The sequence below is a fragment of the Mesorhizobium sp. M1A.T.Ca.IN.004.03.1.1 genome, from assembly GCF_003997555.1.
Classification (GTDB): domain Bacteria; phylum Pseudomonadota; class Alphaproteobacteria; order Rhizobiales; family Rhizobiaceae; genus Mesorhizobium.
The window spans coordinates 780,867-795,752 of the sequence record NZ_RZTV01000002.1 but is presented as its reverse complement, the minus strand read 5'-3'; the positions used below and the strand labels follow the sequence as shown (position 1 = coordinate 795,752).

General features: G+C 64.5%; 13 protein-coding genes. 5 read left to right on the top strand and 8 right to left on the bottom strand.

What is annotated here, in order from left to right; all coding sequences use genetic code 11:
* The first annotated feature begins 3 nt into the window (after positions 1-3).
* From EOD29_RS09685 to EOD29_RS09675, 3 genes are read left to right on the top strand one after another with little or no spacing between them, the layout of a single operon-like run.
* Complete coding sequence (locus EOD29_RS09685) at positions 4-1,989, top strand: hydantoinase B/oxoprolinase family protein (RefSeq protein WP_127246557.1); 1,986 nt, start codon at positions 4-6, stop codon at positions 1,987-1,989.
* Positions 1,986-2,288: a (2Fe-2S)-binding protein gene (locus EOD29_RS09680; protein ID WP_095801057.1), complete on the top strand. Its 303-nt coding sequence runs from the start codon at positions 1,986-1,988 to the stop codon at positions 2,286-2,288. Before EOD29_RS09685 ends, EOD29_RS09680 begins: the two co-directional genes overlap by 4 nt.
* On the top strand, positions 2,285-3,652 hold the full coding sequence (locus EOD29_RS09675; protein ID WP_127246556.1) for an FAD/NAD(P)-binding oxidoreductase: 1,368 nt from the start codon (positions 2,285-2,287) through the stop codon (positions 3,650-3,652). The genes EOD29_RS09680 and EOD29_RS09675 overlap by 4 nt, the downstream gene beginning before the upstream one ends.
* A 52-nt stretch (positions 3,653-3,704) precedes the next feature.
* Here the strand turns inward: EOD29_RS09675 and EOD29_RS09670 are convergent, their stop codons facing one another.
* Positions 3,705-5,030 (bottom strand): FAD-binding oxidoreductase, encoded by a 1,326-nt coding sequence (locus tag EOD29_RS09670; protein ID WP_127240190.1) that lies wholly within the window; start codon positions 5,028-5,030, stop codon positions 3,705-3,707.
* Between the two features lie 223 nt (positions 5,031-5,253).
* Here EOD29_RS09670 and EOD29_RS09665 point away from each other — a divergent pair, with 223 nt between their 5' ends.
* Positions 5,254-5,730: an Lrp/AsnC family transcriptional regulator gene (locus EOD29_RS09665; protein WP_066989429.1), complete on the top strand. Its 477-nt coding sequence runs from the start codon at positions 5,254-5,256 to the stop codon at positions 5,728-5,730.
* A gap of 49 nt (positions 5,731-5,779) precedes the next feature.
* On the opposite strand, the gene EOD29_RS37070 is transcribed toward EOD29_RS09665, so the two are convergent.
* Positions 5,780-6,001, bottom strand: coding sequence for a hypothetical protein (locus EOD29_RS37070; protein WP_245475294.1), 222 nt, complete (start codon positions 5,999-6,001; stop codon positions 5,780-5,782).
* A gap of 11 nt (positions 6,002-6,012) precedes the next feature.
* Entirely contained in the window at positions 6,013-6,720 is a 708-nt protein-coding gene (locus EOD29_RS09660; RefSeq protein ID WP_245475293.1) for a LysR family transcriptional regulator, read from the bottom strand.
* A gap of 73 nt (positions 6,721-6,793) precedes the next feature.
* Here EOD29_RS09660 and EOD29_RS09655 point away from each other — a divergent pair, with 73 nt between their 5' ends.
* Positions 6,794-8,869 (top strand): NADH:flavin oxidoreductase, encoded by a 2,076-nt coding sequence (locus EOD29_RS09655; RefSeq protein ID WP_127246555.1) that lies wholly within the window; start codon positions 6,794-6,796, stop codon positions 8,867-8,869.
* 28 nt (positions 8,870-8,897) lie between these two features.
* On the opposite strand, the gene EOD29_RS09650 is transcribed toward EOD29_RS09655, so the two are convergent.
* The 5 genes from EOD29_RS09650 to EOD29_RS09630 all read right to left on the bottom strand — a co-directional run bounded on the left by EOD29_RS09650 (position 8,898) and on the right by EOD29_RS09630 (position 14,831).
* Positions 8,898-10,553, bottom strand: coding sequence for an ABC transporter ATP-binding protein (locus tag EOD29_RS09650; protein ID WP_127246554.1), 1,656 nt, complete (start codon positions 10,551-10,553; stop codon positions 8,898-8,900).
* Entirely contained in the window at positions 10,550-11,401 is an 852-nt protein-coding gene (locus EOD29_RS09645) for an ABC transporter permease (protein ID WP_067327451.1), read from the bottom strand. The genes EOD29_RS09650 and EOD29_RS09645 overlap by 4 nt, the downstream gene beginning before the upstream one ends.
* Entirely contained in the window at positions 11,398-12,348 is a 951-nt protein-coding gene (locus EOD29_RS09640; protein ID WP_066989177.1) for an ABC transporter permease, read from the bottom strand. The genes EOD29_RS09645 and EOD29_RS09640 overlap by 4 nt, the downstream gene beginning before the upstream one ends.
* An 86-nt stretch (positions 12,349-12,434) precedes the next feature.
* A complete protein-coding gene (locus EOD29_RS09635; RefSeq protein ID WP_127246553.1) occupies positions 12,435-14,045 on the bottom strand; it encodes an ABC transporter substrate-binding protein in 1,611 nt (536 codons plus the stop codon).
* A 63-nt stretch (positions 14,046-14,108) separates the two neighbouring features.
* Positions 14,109-14,831: an HAD-IA family hydrolase gene (locus tag EOD29_RS09630; RefSeq protein ID WP_127246552.1), complete on the bottom strand. Its 723-nt coding sequence runs from the start codon at positions 14,829-14,831 to the stop codon at positions 14,109-14,111.
* Positions 14,832-14,886 lie beyond the last annotated feature (55 nt).

Sequence of the window (14,886 nt, the reverse complement as noted above, 5' to 3'; positions counted from 1 at the left end):
GCCTTGTTCGACCGCACAAATCTTCAGGTTCTAGGTAACCATGCCCGCGCGGCGGCCGAGAACATGGCCCACACGCTGCACCGCACCGCGCACTCCGCCTTCGTCAAGGAGACGCAGGATTTTACGGTGATGCTGATGGATCGCTCGGGAGCGACCTTCGCCGTCCCGATGGAACTCGGCGCCACATGGTATCCGGGGCTTTCCTATCACCGTGCGATCGCCATAGTGAACGACTACCGGCCGGGAGACGTCGCCTTCACCAACGATCCCTATTCCGGCCACGTCGCCACGCACGCGCCCGATACGCATTTGTGGAAGCCGGTCTTCGTCGACGGCGAGATCGTCGCCTGGACGGGAGGGCACATCCACAACACCGACATGGGCGGGGCTGTGCCGGCTTCGCTCAGCCGCGCGCTGACCGAAATCCATCAGGAAGGCATCCGCTTTCCGCCGATGAAGCTGGTGAGGGAAGGCGTCTTCGACGACACGATCCTCAGGATCATGAGCACCAATGTGCGCAAGCCGGACCTCAACATCGGCGACATCAAGGCGCTGGTTGGCGCGCTCAACACCGGCGAGCGCAAGATCCAGGCGATGGTGAAGAAGTTCGGCAAGGCCGGCTTCGTCGAAGGCGTTGCCGCTCTTCTTGACCATGCCGAAGCACAGGCGCGGGACGTCCTGCGCGCCATGCCCGACGGCACCTGGCAATTCGCCGACTATGCCGATGAGGATTCGGTCGAGGCCAATCCCTCCCGGCTGAAGCTGACGCTGACGATCAAAGGCGATGAGGCCGTGCTCGACTTCACCGGCTCCGATCCGCAGCTCGGCTCCTCTCTCAACGTGCCTTCGGGCGGCGACCCGCGCCACACGATGCTGCTGGTCGGGGTGTATTACGTGCTCTACACGCTCAACCCGAAAATCCTGCTCAACACGGGCCTCACCCGGCCGTTCACCTGCATCACCCCGCAAGGTTCGGTGCTGAACCCCGTCCATCCCGCCGCCGTCGGCATGCGCTCGCTCACCTGCGCCCGGCTGCGCTCGGTCATCTTCGGGGCCTTCTCACAGGTGCTGCCGGAGCGCTTGCCGGCGGCGCCGGCCGGCAACAACTGCATCGTCAACGTCATGACCATCGATGAGCGCACCAGCAGGAGCGTCATCGCGGCGGTCAACCCCGTCGTGGGTGGCGGCGGCGCGATGCCGCATCGCGATGGCACCAATGGATCGGGCGCCGATGCTGCCTATCTCAAGAACACGCCGATCGAGATCACCGAGACCGAGACGCCGGTCGAGTTCGTGAAATATGGGCTCGCCCAGGACAGCGGCGGTGCGGGCCGCTGGCGCGGCGGGCTGGCGACCGAGATGGCTTTTCGTGTCTTTGCCCCCGACTCCCGGATTACGGCGCGCAATCGCGACCGCAGCTTCTTCCGTCCCTGGGGCGTGCTGGGCGGCAAGGCGGCCGGCCTGTCGGACATGGTCGTCAATCCGGGCACCGGGCGCGAGCGGCGGCTGGGCAACATCGACACGGCGGTGCTGCAGCCGGGCGACGTGCTCGAGATCCGATCCGCCGGCGGCGGCGGACGCGGCGACCCGTTTCAGCGCGAGCCCTGGCGGGTCGGTGAGGATGTGCGGCGCGGCTATCTCTCGCCGGCCGCAGCCGAAAGCGACTACGGGGTCGTTATCCGCGGCGGCGAAGTCGACGAGCGCGCGACGGAGCGGCTGCGCGCGAGGCACACGCCGTCCGTCGGCCATTTCCATTTCGGGCCGGAGCGCGACAGCTACGAAGCGCAGTGGACGCCGGCCGCCTATGACCGGCTCCACGCTCTGCTGGACGCCTTGCCGATCCACTGGCGGTTCTTCGCCAAGACGGAGATTTTTCGCCGCATGAAAGGTCGCTCCGGGCCGGAAGGCGTCCAAGCGGCCTTCGAGGCGGTCTGCGAACGTTTTCCCGAGCTGCCTCGTCCGGGGCCGGTACGAGAGGCCGCCGAATGATCACGGTCGGCCGCATCGTCCGGCTGGCCGAGCGCGATCGCGAGGAGGTGCAATTCCTTCTCGACGGTGAGACGCGCAACGCGCTGGACGGCGACACCGTGCTGACGGCAATGCTGGCTTCAGGACATGCGCTGCGGAGTTCCGAGTTCGGTCCCGAGCCGCGAGCAGGTTTCTGCCTGATGGGAGCCTGCCAGGACTGCTGGGTATGGCAAGAAGGGGGACCGCGCCTGCGTGCGTGCACAACTCTTGTCGTCGAAGGCATGCGGCTGCACACGACGCCGCCGGAGAACTGGCCGTGAGCGAGCCCTCATCGCCGCGCATCGTGATCGTAGGTGCGGGCCCCGCCGGCATAAGGGCCGCGGCGACACTGGTCGACGCCGGGCTCCATCCGGTGGTGATCGATGAAGGGCACCGCGCGGGTGGGCAGATCTATCGCCGCCCGCCTGCCGGGTTCGTCCGAACTCCGGAGCAGCTGTACGGCTTTGCGGCGGACAAGGCGCGCGCATTGCATTTGCTCTTCGACCGGATGGCCGAAGAAGGGCGGCTCACTTATTGCGCGCGCAGCTCCGTCATCGCCGTGCATGAGGGGCGGCTGCATGTGCTGGGGGAGGGCGGCGCGGAGGTCGTCTTCTACGACCGCCTGATCCTCGCCACCGGCGCATCCGACCGCGTCGCTCCGGTCCCTGGCTGGCAGAACGCCGGCGTCTTCAGCCTTGGCGCGGCGCAGATCGCGCTCAAGGCGCAGGGCGTCGCGCTCGGACAGCGCATCGTGCTTATCGGGTCGGGCCCCTTGCTGACGCTGGTTGGCATGCAACTCCTCAAGGCCGGAGCGGATCTGGCGGCGGTGCTCGACACCTCTTCCTGGCGCCAGCAGATGCGCGGGTTCTGGGGACTTGCCGCCCGACCAATCGTGGCGTTGCGCGGGCTGGCCCTGCGGGCGCGGCTTGGTCGCCGCTACCACGCTGGCGTGACGCCTTTGCAAATCGAGGCCAATGGACGGGGTGTCACGGGGATGCGCTGGCGCGACGCCGGCGGCCGGGAGCGCGTCACCCCATGCGACATGATCGGGATCGGCTGGCACCTGCGGGCGGAGACTCATCTGACTGACCTTGCGGGATGCGCCTTCACCTATGACGAGCAATGGCGGCAGTGGCTCCCGAAGACCGACCGGATGGGACGGGCCGGCAATGGCATCTACCTGGCCGGTGATGGGGCTCGTCCTGTCGGGGCGGACGGCGCGGAGATCGCCGGGCGCCTTGCCGCGGCGGCGTGCCTTGCCGATCTTGGAAGCCCGGTGCCCTCCGTCGGCGTCGACCTGCGCAGGCTCGCACGGCTCGAGCGCTTTGCCCGCGGTCTGGCCCAGGCCTTTCCTTGGCCAGGCGCGATGGTGAGGGCGCTTCCCGACGATACGATCGTCTGCCGCTGCGAGAACGTCACTGCCGGGGCCGTGCGCGAGGGCACGACTCTCGGCGGCGGCGAGGCCAACAGGGTGAAATCGCTCTCGCGCGTCGGCATGGGGCGCTGCCAGGGGCGTTATTGCCAATTGGCAGCCGCCGAACTCATCGCAGCCCACGCCGGCTGTAGGCCCGAGGATGTCGGCCGGTTTCGCGGGCAGGCCCCCATCCGGCCTGCCCCCATCGGCGCCTTTCTTCGGGAGAGCTGATGCAATCCGGAGGGTTCACCTGCCAAGCGATGTCGGAATGTCGCGTTTGAAACTAGAAGTCGGCGACCTTGCCCCACGCCGAAGCATCGAAACGCCGCGGATCGTAGGATTTCGGATCGACGATCGGCTCCAACCCGGTGACAAGATCGGCGACGAGGTGCCCGGCACCGGGTCCGATGCCGAAGCCGTGACCCGAAAATCCGGCAGCCAGGAAGAAGCCTGGAACGGCGTGTATCTCGCCGATGGCCGGCACGCCGTCCGGGGTGCTGTCGATGTAGCCCGCCCAGGCCGCGCTGATCTTCGTCTGCCGCAGCGCAGGCAGCAGCTCGAGCGCGCGGGCATGGGTCAGGCGGATGGTCGCCTGATCCGGCATCGGATCGAGGATACGCATCCGCTCCATCGGCGTCGGCCGGTCGAGCCGCCAGCGTTGGAGCGTTTCGTGGCCTGAGCGCACCCCCTGCAACCCGCCGGGCGCGAGGCTGCGCCAGCGCTTCAGGAACATGGGGACGAACTGCGAAGCGAAGCGCAGCTGCTGCGGCGTCACGTCGACGCGTCCGCGGCCGCTTATGGCGAGCGTGTAGCCGCCGTCACCGCGCCGCGTCGCCGAGATTTTTGCCGTGTGTAGCGCATCCGGCAAGCCCCCCGCGCCGGGCGAGACGGACAGGATGGAGGAGCGGATCGAGGCCTGCGGGAAGCGGAAGCCGAACTGACGGCAAAAGGAGGACGCCCAGGCGCCACCGGCCAAAACCGCCGCCTTCGTGCGGATCGTACCGCTTTCCGTGACCACGCCGCACAGGCGACCGCCCTCGGTCTCGATACCGCGCGCGGCGCAATTCTGATGCACCGTGCCGCCAAGCTGGACGATGGCGCGGGCGACCGCTGGCGCGGCCTGCGACGGATCGGCGGTGCCGTCGGTCGGCGAGAAGACGCCGCCTTTCCAGGTACGGCCGGTGGCGCGGCCCCGCCCGCTGGCCTCGGCGCTGTCGAGCATGTGCGTGGTGACGCCCGCTGTTCTGGCGAAGTCACGCCAGCGCGCCCAGCCGGCCAGTTCCGCCTCGTCATTGCTGAGATAGAGCAGGCCGCAGCGGCGAAAGCCGGTGTCCTGGCCGCTTTCGGCCGCAAAGCGCTCCCAGAGATCGAGGCTGCGCGTCGCCATCGGCAGCTCGCGGGCGTCGCGGTTCTGCTGGCGGCACCATCCCCAGTTCCTGCTGGATTGCTCGGCGCCGATGCGTCCTTTTTCGACAAGCGCGACCTTCAAGCCGCGCCTAGCCAGGTAGTAGGCCGCGAAGACGCCGACGATGCCTCCGCCGATCACCACCGCATCCGCGGATTGCGGCAGTTCGTCGGATGTCTCGATCTGTTGCAGCGGCGCGCGCATGGTCCTCTCTCTGCTTCGAGGCTCGAATCTAGCGCGTTGCGCAGGCAGCCGCTGCCGCAGTTATGCTTCAGGCAGAATTTTATTCCGTAGCGCGCAATGGAATCGAGAGTCCCTGCGTGTCAGATCAGGCCCATCGGATAGACAGGCCTGCGGGCTGTGGTAGTGTCACGGCTAGAGAAGTGGCGGCATTTTGTGCTGTGGCTTGCGTTCTTCGGAGATGGACGTGAAACTGGATCGGATCGACATCAAGATTCTGCATGAATTGCAGAAGAACGGCCGCATCACCAATGTGGAATTGGCCGAACTGGTGCACCTGTCGCCGAGCCCGTGCCTGATGCGGGTCAAGAAGCTCCAGTCGGAAGGTTATATCGAGGGCTATTCCGCGCAGGTCAACATCGGCAAGCTCGGCCAGACACTGACCGTGTTCACCGAAATCACCTTGAAGAACCATCGCCAGGTGGACTTTGCCCGCTTTCTCGCCGTCGTCGAGAAGATCGATCAGGTCATCGAATGCCACCTCGTGTCGGGCGGTTACGACTATCTGATGAAATTCGTGACCGCCGGGATTGGCGAGTACCAGACGATCATGGAGCGGCTGACCGATATGGATATCGGCATCGACAAGTATTTCAGCTTCGTGGTGCTGAAGTCGCCCATCGTCAAATCGCACATGCCGCTGCCCAGCCTGTTTCCGATGTAGTCCGCGGGTAGGCTGTGCCGGGCGCTGCAGTTGTCTGCTGCGGTCCGGGCTACAGGACCCCGGGCTGCAATAGTGCGCGCAACGCTTTCAACTCGGCTTGCATCTCGGCGATCATCCAGGCGCGGATATCGGAGACGATCGGCCGCACTGGCCGTGAGCGAGGTGCAATCAATTCATGGATCCGTCCGGTGTTGATCTGCCTGTCCGAGGCCGGAACGAGCGTTGCCTGAAGCAGTGCCCTTGAGCCATTGCTGAGCCAGCCGAGCGCCACGCCTTCTCCGTTCATCGCGGCTTGAAGCACGACCGCGTAGTCCGCAATTCGAGCCATTTCGCCCTGCTGGTCTTGCGGTGGGCTACGCTGCCCCAGGCGTCCAGCCACTGCTCCTTGGCGTCGGTGAGATGAAGCAGGATATGACCTTCGCCGTCCGAGTCATGGTTCAAGCGGCCGTGGTGCGACAGATAGGATGGGCTGCACACCGGAACGATGATTTCCGGCGAGAAGGCCCAGCGGTGATAGTGGGTGTCGTCGTCGGCCAGGATTCTGGTGGCAAGCTCGACATTCTCGGCGGGTCCTCGCAGAACGCCGGCGATGAGTTCGAACCTCAGGTCCACATCGGGAAATCGCGTGTTGAACGCCGTTAACCTCGGAACGAACCAGTGCGTAGCGAGAGAGCTCGAGAGCGAAAGGGTAACCACCGGCTTTGCGGCACTGTTCCGCTTGATCGTGCCGATCGCCTCCTCGATGCCGTCAAATCCTTCCCGTACAGCCGAATAGAGGGCGCGCCCCTCCGGGGTCGGGGACAATCCCGTTGGACCGCGCGTGAACAGAGCCACGCCGAGATCGGCCTCCAGCTGAGCGATGCTGCGGCTGATCGAGGGTTGCGTGACGTTGAACTCGCGCGCTGCGGCCGTGAAACTTCCTGAACGGACAGCGGCCTCGAAAACGAGGAGTCCGCGTGCGGATGGAACGAGTTTTGCGAAGCCAGCCATACGCCAAGCGTATAGCCGCCCCAACAATTTTCAAGCTTTCCTGCAGTCCTGCAAATCGCGAACTATAACCCTCATGAATGGTTCGGAGCAGCATGTGCCGGCAGCGGCATTCCAAGCGGGGAGCACATCCGGCGATCCACTGCTTCAGCTGTTTCGGCTCAAGGGTCTAACGCTGCGCAACCGCGTCGTCAGCACCAGTCATGCCTCAATGCTGGACGAGGGTGGCCTGCCGCTCGAGCGCTATCAGCGCTATCATGAAGAGAAGGCGCGCGGCGGCCTGGCGATGACTATGGTCGGCGGCTCGGCGATGACGTCGCCCGATTCGAGCTGGGGCGGCGGTCAGCTGGATCTTTCCAGCGATAGCATCATCCCCCATCTCCAATCGCTGTCGCAGCGAATTCATCGCCACGGCGCGACGGTCATGTGTCAGGTCTCGCATCTCGGCCGGCGCGCTACTGCCTATGCCGGTCACTGGTTGCCCCCGGTTGCGCCGTCACGCGTCCGCGAGACGCGAAACCGGAATTTCCCCAAAGAAATGGACGCCGCGGACATCGACAGGATCGTCAAGGACTACGCCAGTGCCGCCAGGCGCTGCGTTGACGGCGGCCTGGACGGCGTCGAGACCGTCACCGGCGGCCATCTGATCGGCCAATTCCTGTCGCGCAGAACCAACAGGCGCACGGACGCTTTCGGCGGCTCGCTGGAAAACCGCGCGCGCTTCGGGCTGATGGTTCACGAAGCGATCCGCCGCGCGGTGGGCGACGACTTCGCCGTCGGGATCCGCTTCGTGATCGACGAGGCGGTCGACGACGGATCGGATTTCGAGGAAGGCCTTGCCTTCGCCCGGCTGTTCGAGCGCGAAGGCCATGTCGATTTCTTCAACTGCATCTTCGGCCGTATGGACACCGACTTGTCACTGGCCGAGCAGAATATGCCCGGCATGTTTATCAGGAGCGCGCCGTTTCTGCCGTTGGTTGGGCAGTTCAAGCGGGAAACCAGGCTGCCGGTCATCCACGCCGCCGCCATCAGGGACGTAGCCACGGCGCGGCACGCGATCCGCGCAAACCTTGTCGATCTGGTCGGCATGACTCGAGCGCATATTGCCGACCCGCATATCGTCAACAAGGTGATGCGGGGCGAAGAAGACCGCATCCGCCCGTGCATCGGCGCGTCCTACTGCCTGTACAAGAAGGTCCATTGCATTCACAACCCCGCCAGCGGCCATGAAACGACCGTCAGCCACATCATTGACCGGACCGAAACGCCGAAACGGGTGGTCGTCGTCGGCGGCGGTCCGGGCGGAATGGAGGCGGCCCGGGTCGCCGCCGAGCGCGGGCACAGCGTGACCTTGTTCGAAGCCGGGGCCCGGCTCGGCGGGCAGGTGCTCGTTGCGGCCTCGGCTTCCGACCGCAAGGATCTGTTCGGTATAGTCGACTGGCGCGCCGAAGAGCTCGCGCGCCTGGGCGCGGATGTCCGCCTCAACACCTATGCGGACGCAGATGGAGTGCTTGCCGAGAAACCGGATGCCGTTATCGTCGCCACAGGCGGCATCCCGGACATGGAGTGGCTGGAGGGCGCTGAACATTGCGACAGCGTCTGGGATATCTTGACCGGGGTCATGCCCGCGAAGGCCGATGTGCTCATCTACGATGAGACTGGACGCCAGGCCGCCATATCCTGTGCCCTGCATCTTGCCCGCCTGGGACATGCGGTCAGCCTGGCCATGGCTGACGACACCCTTGCGATCGAGACACCCTATCCGGACCGGGTCAGTTTCCGCAAACTCGCGTCCGAACTCGGCATCCGGGTCGTCGGCGATCTGCGGCTCATCAAGGCAGCGCGCCACGGCAACGGCATCGCCGCCCGGTTCCGGCATGAGCTCACCGGTGCAGAAACGGAAATGACCGCGGCCCAACTCATTGTCGAGCGCGGCACGGCACCTGTGGAAGATACCTACCAGGAATTGCGTGCCCGCTCCGCCAATGAGGGCGTCACCGACATCGCGCTCATGACGGGAGTGGCGACAAAGGGGGTGCAAGGGCTCCAAGCTCCAGGATCCTTCGTCCTGCACCGCATTGGAGACGCGGTCGCCAGCAGGGACATCTACTCGTCAATCTATGAGGCCTACCGGCTCTGCTCGCAACTGTAGTCCGGCGACTCCCCTACGGTCAGTTTGGTCAGCGGTGGCCGTACTGGCTGACCAGCTCGGGGTCGCGGACGAGGCCGTCGAGCCAGGTCGGATCGAGCTTCGGCACGGAGGAGAACAGAAGTTTGGAATAGGGGTGCGTGGGCGACTTGACCTTGTCGGGCGTGATCTGCTCCACCCGCTCACCATTGTACATGACCATGATCTCGTCGCAGATGGCCTCGACGACGGAGAGGTCGTGGCTGATGAAGATATAGGAGAGCCCCAGCCCGCGCTGCAGCTCCTTGAGCAGCTCGATCACGGCGGACGCTACAACCGTGTCGAGCGCTGAGGTGATTTCGTCGCAGATGATGAGCTTCGGACCGGCCGCCAGCGCGCGCGCGAAGTTCACGCGCTGCTTCTGGCCACCCGAGAGCTCCGAGGGATGACGGTAGCGCAGCGACCTCGGCAGGCGCACCATGTCGAGCAACTCGTCGACACGCTTCGAGCGCGCCTGCCTGTCGAGCCCGTGATAGAAGGCCAGCGGTCGCGAGATGATGTCCTCAATGGGCTTGGCGGGATTGAGCGCGGTATCGGCATACTGGAACACGATCTGCATCTCGCGCAGTTGGACGCGAGTGCGTTTCCGGGCGGCGCGCTCCAGTGCCTTGCCGTCGAAGACGATATCGCCGGTCGCCGCTGGATGAATGCCCGCGATGGCGCGCGCCAGCGTCGATTTTCCGCAACCGGACTCGCCGATGACACCGAGATTGCGGCCCTTCTCCACGATCAGGCTGACGGAATCGACCGCGCGGATAACCGGCTGCCCGTCACGTTTCACCGGGCCGTATCCGGCTATCAGATTGTCGATGCGAAGCAGCGGTTTTGGTCCGGAATCTTCATCGGCCCGTATCTGCCTCGACTTCGGCTCGAAAGCGGCCAGCAATTCCCGTGTATAGGGATGCTGGGCAGCCGAAAGGATTCCGGCCGTCGTGCCGGTCTCCTGCACCTCCCCGCCCTTCAGCACCACGATGCGATCTGCGATCTGGGCGACGACCGCGAGGTCGTGGGAAACGTAGACACCCGCTATGCCGCCCGCCTTCATCACCGACTTGAATGCTTTGAGCACGTCGATCTGGGTCGTCACGTCGAGTGCGGTCGTCGGTTCGTCGAAAATGACCAGTTTGGGATCGCCGATCAGCGCCATGGCGGCCGCCAGCCGCTGCAGTTGCCCGCCTGAAACCTGGTGCGGATAACGGGCGCCGATCCCGTCCGGATCAGGCAGCGACAAGGCCCGGAACAGCTCGACCGCGCGCTTTCGCGCCTGCTGGGGTGGCATCAGGCCGTGAATGCGCGTGACTTCGATCACCTGCTCCATGATGGTCGACGAGGGGTTGAAGGCGGCGGCGGCGCTTTGCGGAACATAGGCGATGTCGGTGCCGCGCAACCTGGCGCGTTCCCGCTCGGTAAGCGCAGCCATGTTCTTGCCGTTGACATTGATCTCGCCGCCAGTAATCCGGCAGCCGGGCCGCGCATAGCCCATGAGGGAGAGCGCCACCGTCGTCTTGCCGGAGCCGCTCTCGCCGATCAGGGCGACGATCTCGCCATCGGCGATGTCGAGGCTGACGCCCTTGATGATTTCGACCAGACGTCCGGCGTCGGTCTTTGCCTCGATCCGAAGGTTTCTGACCTCGACGAGATTGGTCATGCGTCCCGGTCCCTGATCTTCTGCGGCAGGTTGTCGATTAAGAGGTTGACGCTAATGGTCAGGCTGGCGATCGCCAGCGACGGCACGATGACGGCCGGGGCCGCGAAGGGCAGGCCGCCGATGTTCTCGCGCACCAGCGCGCCCCAGTCGGCTAAAGGCGGCTGCAGACCGAGCCCGAGGAAGGACAGGCCGGAGAGCAAAAGCACGATGAAGACGAAGCGCAGGCCGAAGTCGGCAAGCACAGGCCGGATAATGTTCGGCAGGATCTCGGAGCCGATGAGATAGATAGTGCTCTCGCCGCGGACGCGGGCGACGGTCATGAAATCCATGGTGTTGATGTTGACGGCAAGCGCCCGCGCGAAGCGGTAGGCGCCCGGGATGTAGATGACGGCGAGCGTCAGGATCAGCACCGGGATCGATGAGCCGACCGCGGCGACGACAACAAGGCCGAACAGCTTGCTGGGGATGGAGTTCATGGCGTCGAGGAAGCGGCTGAGGCAGGTATCGAACCAGCCGCCGGTGACGGCCGCGATCATCCCCAGCACGACCCCTGAAAAGCAGGCGATCGAGACGGCGGCAAGCGATATGCCGACGGTGTAGCGTGCTCCCATGAGAACCCTGGAGAGCATGTCACGCCCCAGATAGTCCGAGCCGAGCCACAGCCCCTGGCGCATCGGGCCGAAATAGTCGTCGTCGACGATGTCGCCGATCGGATGGGGAATGATGAAGGGCGCGAAGATCGCGACCAGCGTCCATGCCAGAATGACCAGCGAGGCCACGACGCCCACGACGTTGTAGCTGTGGCCCAGGAAGGACCGTCGGGAGGATGCCGCGCGCGCCACTGTCATCTGAGCCTCGGGTTGGACATGATGGCGACGATGTCGGCGGCCGTGATGAGCAGGAGATAGCCAAGGCAGAAGATCATCGCGCAGCTCTGGATCAGCGGCAGGTCGCGGGTCGCGACCGCATCGACCATCAGCTTGGCGATGCCGGGATAATTGAAGATCGTCTCGACGATGATGACGCCGCCGACCAGATAGGACAACGAGAGCGCGACCGCGTTGACGATCGGCCCAAGCGCGTTCGGAAGGGCGTGCTTGAGCACCATGCGGCTGCGAGAGGCGCCTTTGAGAAGCGCCATCTCGACATAAGGCGTTGAGAGCGTTTCGATCACCGCGGCGCGCGTCATGCGGATCATTTGCGCCGAGATAACGAAGGTGAGGGTGATCACCGGCATCGAATAGATGCGCACGAGGTCGGCAAGCGAGTGCGCCTCGTTGACCGAAGACAACGCCGGAAGCCATTTCAGATAAACGGCAAAGAGCAAGACGGCGAGGGTCGCGACCATGAATTCCGGCACCGAGATCACGCCGATAGAAAGCACGGTGACGGTGCGGTCATAGACGGAGCCTCGTAGCATCGCGGCGGTGATGCCGAGCGTCAGCGCCAGCGGCACCGAGATCAGCGTGGTGATGCCGGCGAGCTTCATGGTGTTGACGAAGCGCCCGCCGATCAGGGCCGCGACCGGCATTTCGTTTGCGTAGGAGGTCCCGAGATCGCCATGGAGCAGACCGACAAGCCAACGCAGGAAGCGCAGGATCGCCGGATCATTGAGATGCATGGCCTCGCGCAGACCGGCGACCGCCTCGGGCGTCGCCGCCTGGCCAAGCAGGATCGACGCCGTGTCGCCCGGCAGCATGCTGGTGGCGAAAAACACGGCGAACAGGACGATCAGAAGGGTGACGATCGCGATCGCCAGCCGCTTCAACACGAGGTTTAGAACCCCAGACTTCATGGAAGCTCCCTGCGGTTGCGTTCGGCCAAACAATCTTGCGCAATGCAGTGCAGGGGACCGGCTGACCGGTCCCCTGCAGGCGCCTCTCAGGCTTCGAGCCAGAGGTATTCCGCCATTGCGTACCCCATCATGCCACCGAGCGGGTTCGCCTCCAAACCCTTCACCTTGCTGGAAAGGGCATCGACGTTGGAGATGTAAGCCGGGATGATGGTGCCTGCTTCCTCGGAGATCATGGTCTGCATCTGCCCGTAGATCTCCTTGCGCTTGGCCTGGTCGAGCAGGCCGCGCGCCTCGACGAGCAGCTTGTCGAACTTCTCGGACTTGTACTGGCTTTCGTTCCAGGGCGCGTTGGAGGCGTAAAGCAGCGAGAACAGGATGTCCGGCGTCGGGCGCGGATTGATGTTGCCGAAATGGACAGGCGCCTTGAGCCAGTAATTGTCCCAGTAGCCGTCGGATGGGACCCGCTGAACGTCGAGCTTCATGCCGATTTCCGCGCCGGCGGCCTGGATGATGACCGCCATGTCGATCGACGAGGTCGCGGCGTCCGAGGCGACCACCGGAATGGACTGGCCGAGCAGGCCCGCCTTCTTGAAGTGGAACTTCGCCTTGTCCGGATCGAAAGCCTTCGGCTTGAGGTCCGCATTGTGGAAGATGTTCGCCGGCGAGACGGGCTGGTCGTTGCCGATTTCGCCGAGGCCGCGCAATGCCGATTTCACGATCTGCTCGCGTTTGACGAGGTATTTCATGCCGGTCACGAAATCGGCCTTGCTGCCCGGATCCATGTCGAGCCGGATGTTGAGGTCCGTATAGTTCCCCGAGGTCGTCTTCGACAGTTCGAAACCCTGCTGGCTCTGCAGCAGCTTCATTGCGCGCGGATTGATCGCGGCAGCAAAATTGATATCGCCGGAAAGCAGGGCGTTGACCCGGGCGCTGTCGTCGCTGATGGCGATGAATTCGAAGGAGTCGAGATAGGGCTTGCCCGACTTCCAGTAGTTCTTGTTCTTGGTGACGACCGAACGGACGCCCGGTTCGAACGTCTGCAGCACGAAGGCGCCTGTGCCGTTGCCCTTGGAGAAGTCGGTGGTGCCGTCGGCCACGATCATGAAGTGGTGCAGCGCCAGGATGGTCGGAAGGTCGGCATTCGGATCGGCGAGGGTGATTTCGACCGTCGATTTGTCGACCGCCTTGAAGCCGGTCATCTGTGCGGCGATCTTGGCGACCTTGGAGCCGACCGACTTGTCGAGATGGCGCTTGAGCGAAAAGACGACGTCGTCAGCCGTCAGGTCCTTGCCGTCGTGGAAGGTGACGCCCTTGCGCAGCTTCACCGTCCAGGTCTTTGCGTCCTTGCTGTCGATGCTTTCGGCCAGTTCCATCTGCGTCTTGCCATCCTTGTCGAGGAAGGTCAGACGGTTATAGAGCGAGCAGCAGCGGACATAGTCCGTGGAGAGCGATGCCTTTGCCGGATCGAGCGTGTCGGCCGTCGATGACGACCAGCCGGCCGCCTTGAAATTTCCGCCGGAGACCGGCGTGGCGGCGACGGCCTGCGTGGCACGGCCAAGCACAACGCCGCCCGCGGCAACCGCGGCGCCGCCCGCCAGCAGCATCTTGAGGAGTTCGCGGCGGCTCGCGCCTCGCCGGATGGCGTTTTCGACCATCGCATCGTCTGCTCCGGTCCAGTTGGTGATCTTGTCGGTCATGTCATTCCCCTTTCGTTGGTTGGTCAGGACGCGCGTCTTGCTGCGGCTTTTCCGGGCTTGGGTTCAGGTTCGTTCTTTCATGCTCTCCCGCACGGCCGCCGCAAATGCGGCCATCGAGGTGAAGTGGTAGTCCGGCACGGTGAAGCGCTCGGGCTCGATCGTGCCGCCATAGCCCTTCTGGGCATGACGGCGCTCGATCCAGCAGTTGGTCATGCCGAGCGCCCGGGATATGCCGATGTCGTGATGCTGGCTTTGCGCGACGTGCAGGATGTCGTCCTTGCTGTCGCCGCGCGACGCCACGAAATCGAAGACTTTCTGGAAAAAGGCGGGATCCGGTTTTTCCGTGCCGGTATCGTCGGCAGTGAAGGTGGCAAAAAAGGGCGATCCGAGCTGCTTCTCGAAATGGTCGAGAGCCCAGCGCCGGGCATTGGTCATGGCAATCAGCTTATGAGACGTCGCAAGGTCGGCCAGCGCCGCCCTGCTGTCGGAGAAGCCCTGCCAGACGCTGGCCGAGTCCCGCAGGCGGGCGCCGTATTTCTCCTCGGCCGGCAGGCCGAGCCGCGGTGCGATGACCATGTAGACACGTGCGAGATCGTCGGGGAACAGGTTCGCATCGGGCGTGTAGCGGGCCTGCCGGTAAAGGGCCAGCGCTTCTTCGCCGTCGATTGAGACACCGGCGTCCGCAGCGATCCCGGCCAGGCAGGTCGTTATGCCGCCTTCGAAGTCGATCAGCGTGCCGACCACATCGAAGGTCATGTATTTGAATTCGCTAAAGCCCCTGGCCAAGACTGGCTCTCCTCTGCGCGCGGCCGAATTACTGATGCTGAACAGAACAAAATTC

Excerpts from the sequence above, each read along its gene's own strand:
- EOD29_RS09680 (WP_095801057.1), top strand. The coding sequence starts at position 1,986 with ATGATCACGGTCGGCCGCATCGTCCGGCTGGCCGAGCGCGATCGCGAG.
- EOD29_RS09670 (WP_127240190.1), bottom strand. The coding sequence starts at position 5,030 with ATGCGCGCGCCGCTGCAACAGATCGAGACATCCGACGAACTGCCGCAA.
- EOD29_RS09660 (WP_245475293.1), bottom strand. The coding sequence starts at position 6,720 with ATGGCTGGCTTCGCAAAACTCGTTCCATCCGCACGCGGACTCCTCGTT.
- EOD29_RS09655 (WP_127246555.1), top strand. The coding sequence starts at position 6,794 with ATGAATGGTTCGGAGCAGCATGTGCCGGCAGCGGCATTCCAAGCGGGG.
- EOD29_RS09650 (WP_127246554.1), bottom strand. The coding sequence starts at position 10,553 with ATGACCAATCTCGTCGAGGTCAGAAACCTTCGGATCGAGGCAAAGACC.
- EOD29_RS09645 (WP_067327451.1), bottom strand. The coding sequence starts at position 11,401 with ATGACAGTGGCGCGCGCGGCATCCTCCCGACGGTCCTTCCTGGGCCAC.
- EOD29_RS09640 (WP_066989177.1), bottom strand. The coding sequence starts at position 12,348 with ATGAAGTCTGGGGTTCTAAACCTCGTGTTGAAGCGGCTGGCGATCGCG.
- EOD29_RS09635 (WP_127246553.1), bottom strand. The coding sequence starts at position 14,045 with ATGACCGACAAGATCACCAACTGGACCGGAGCAGACGATGCGATGGTC.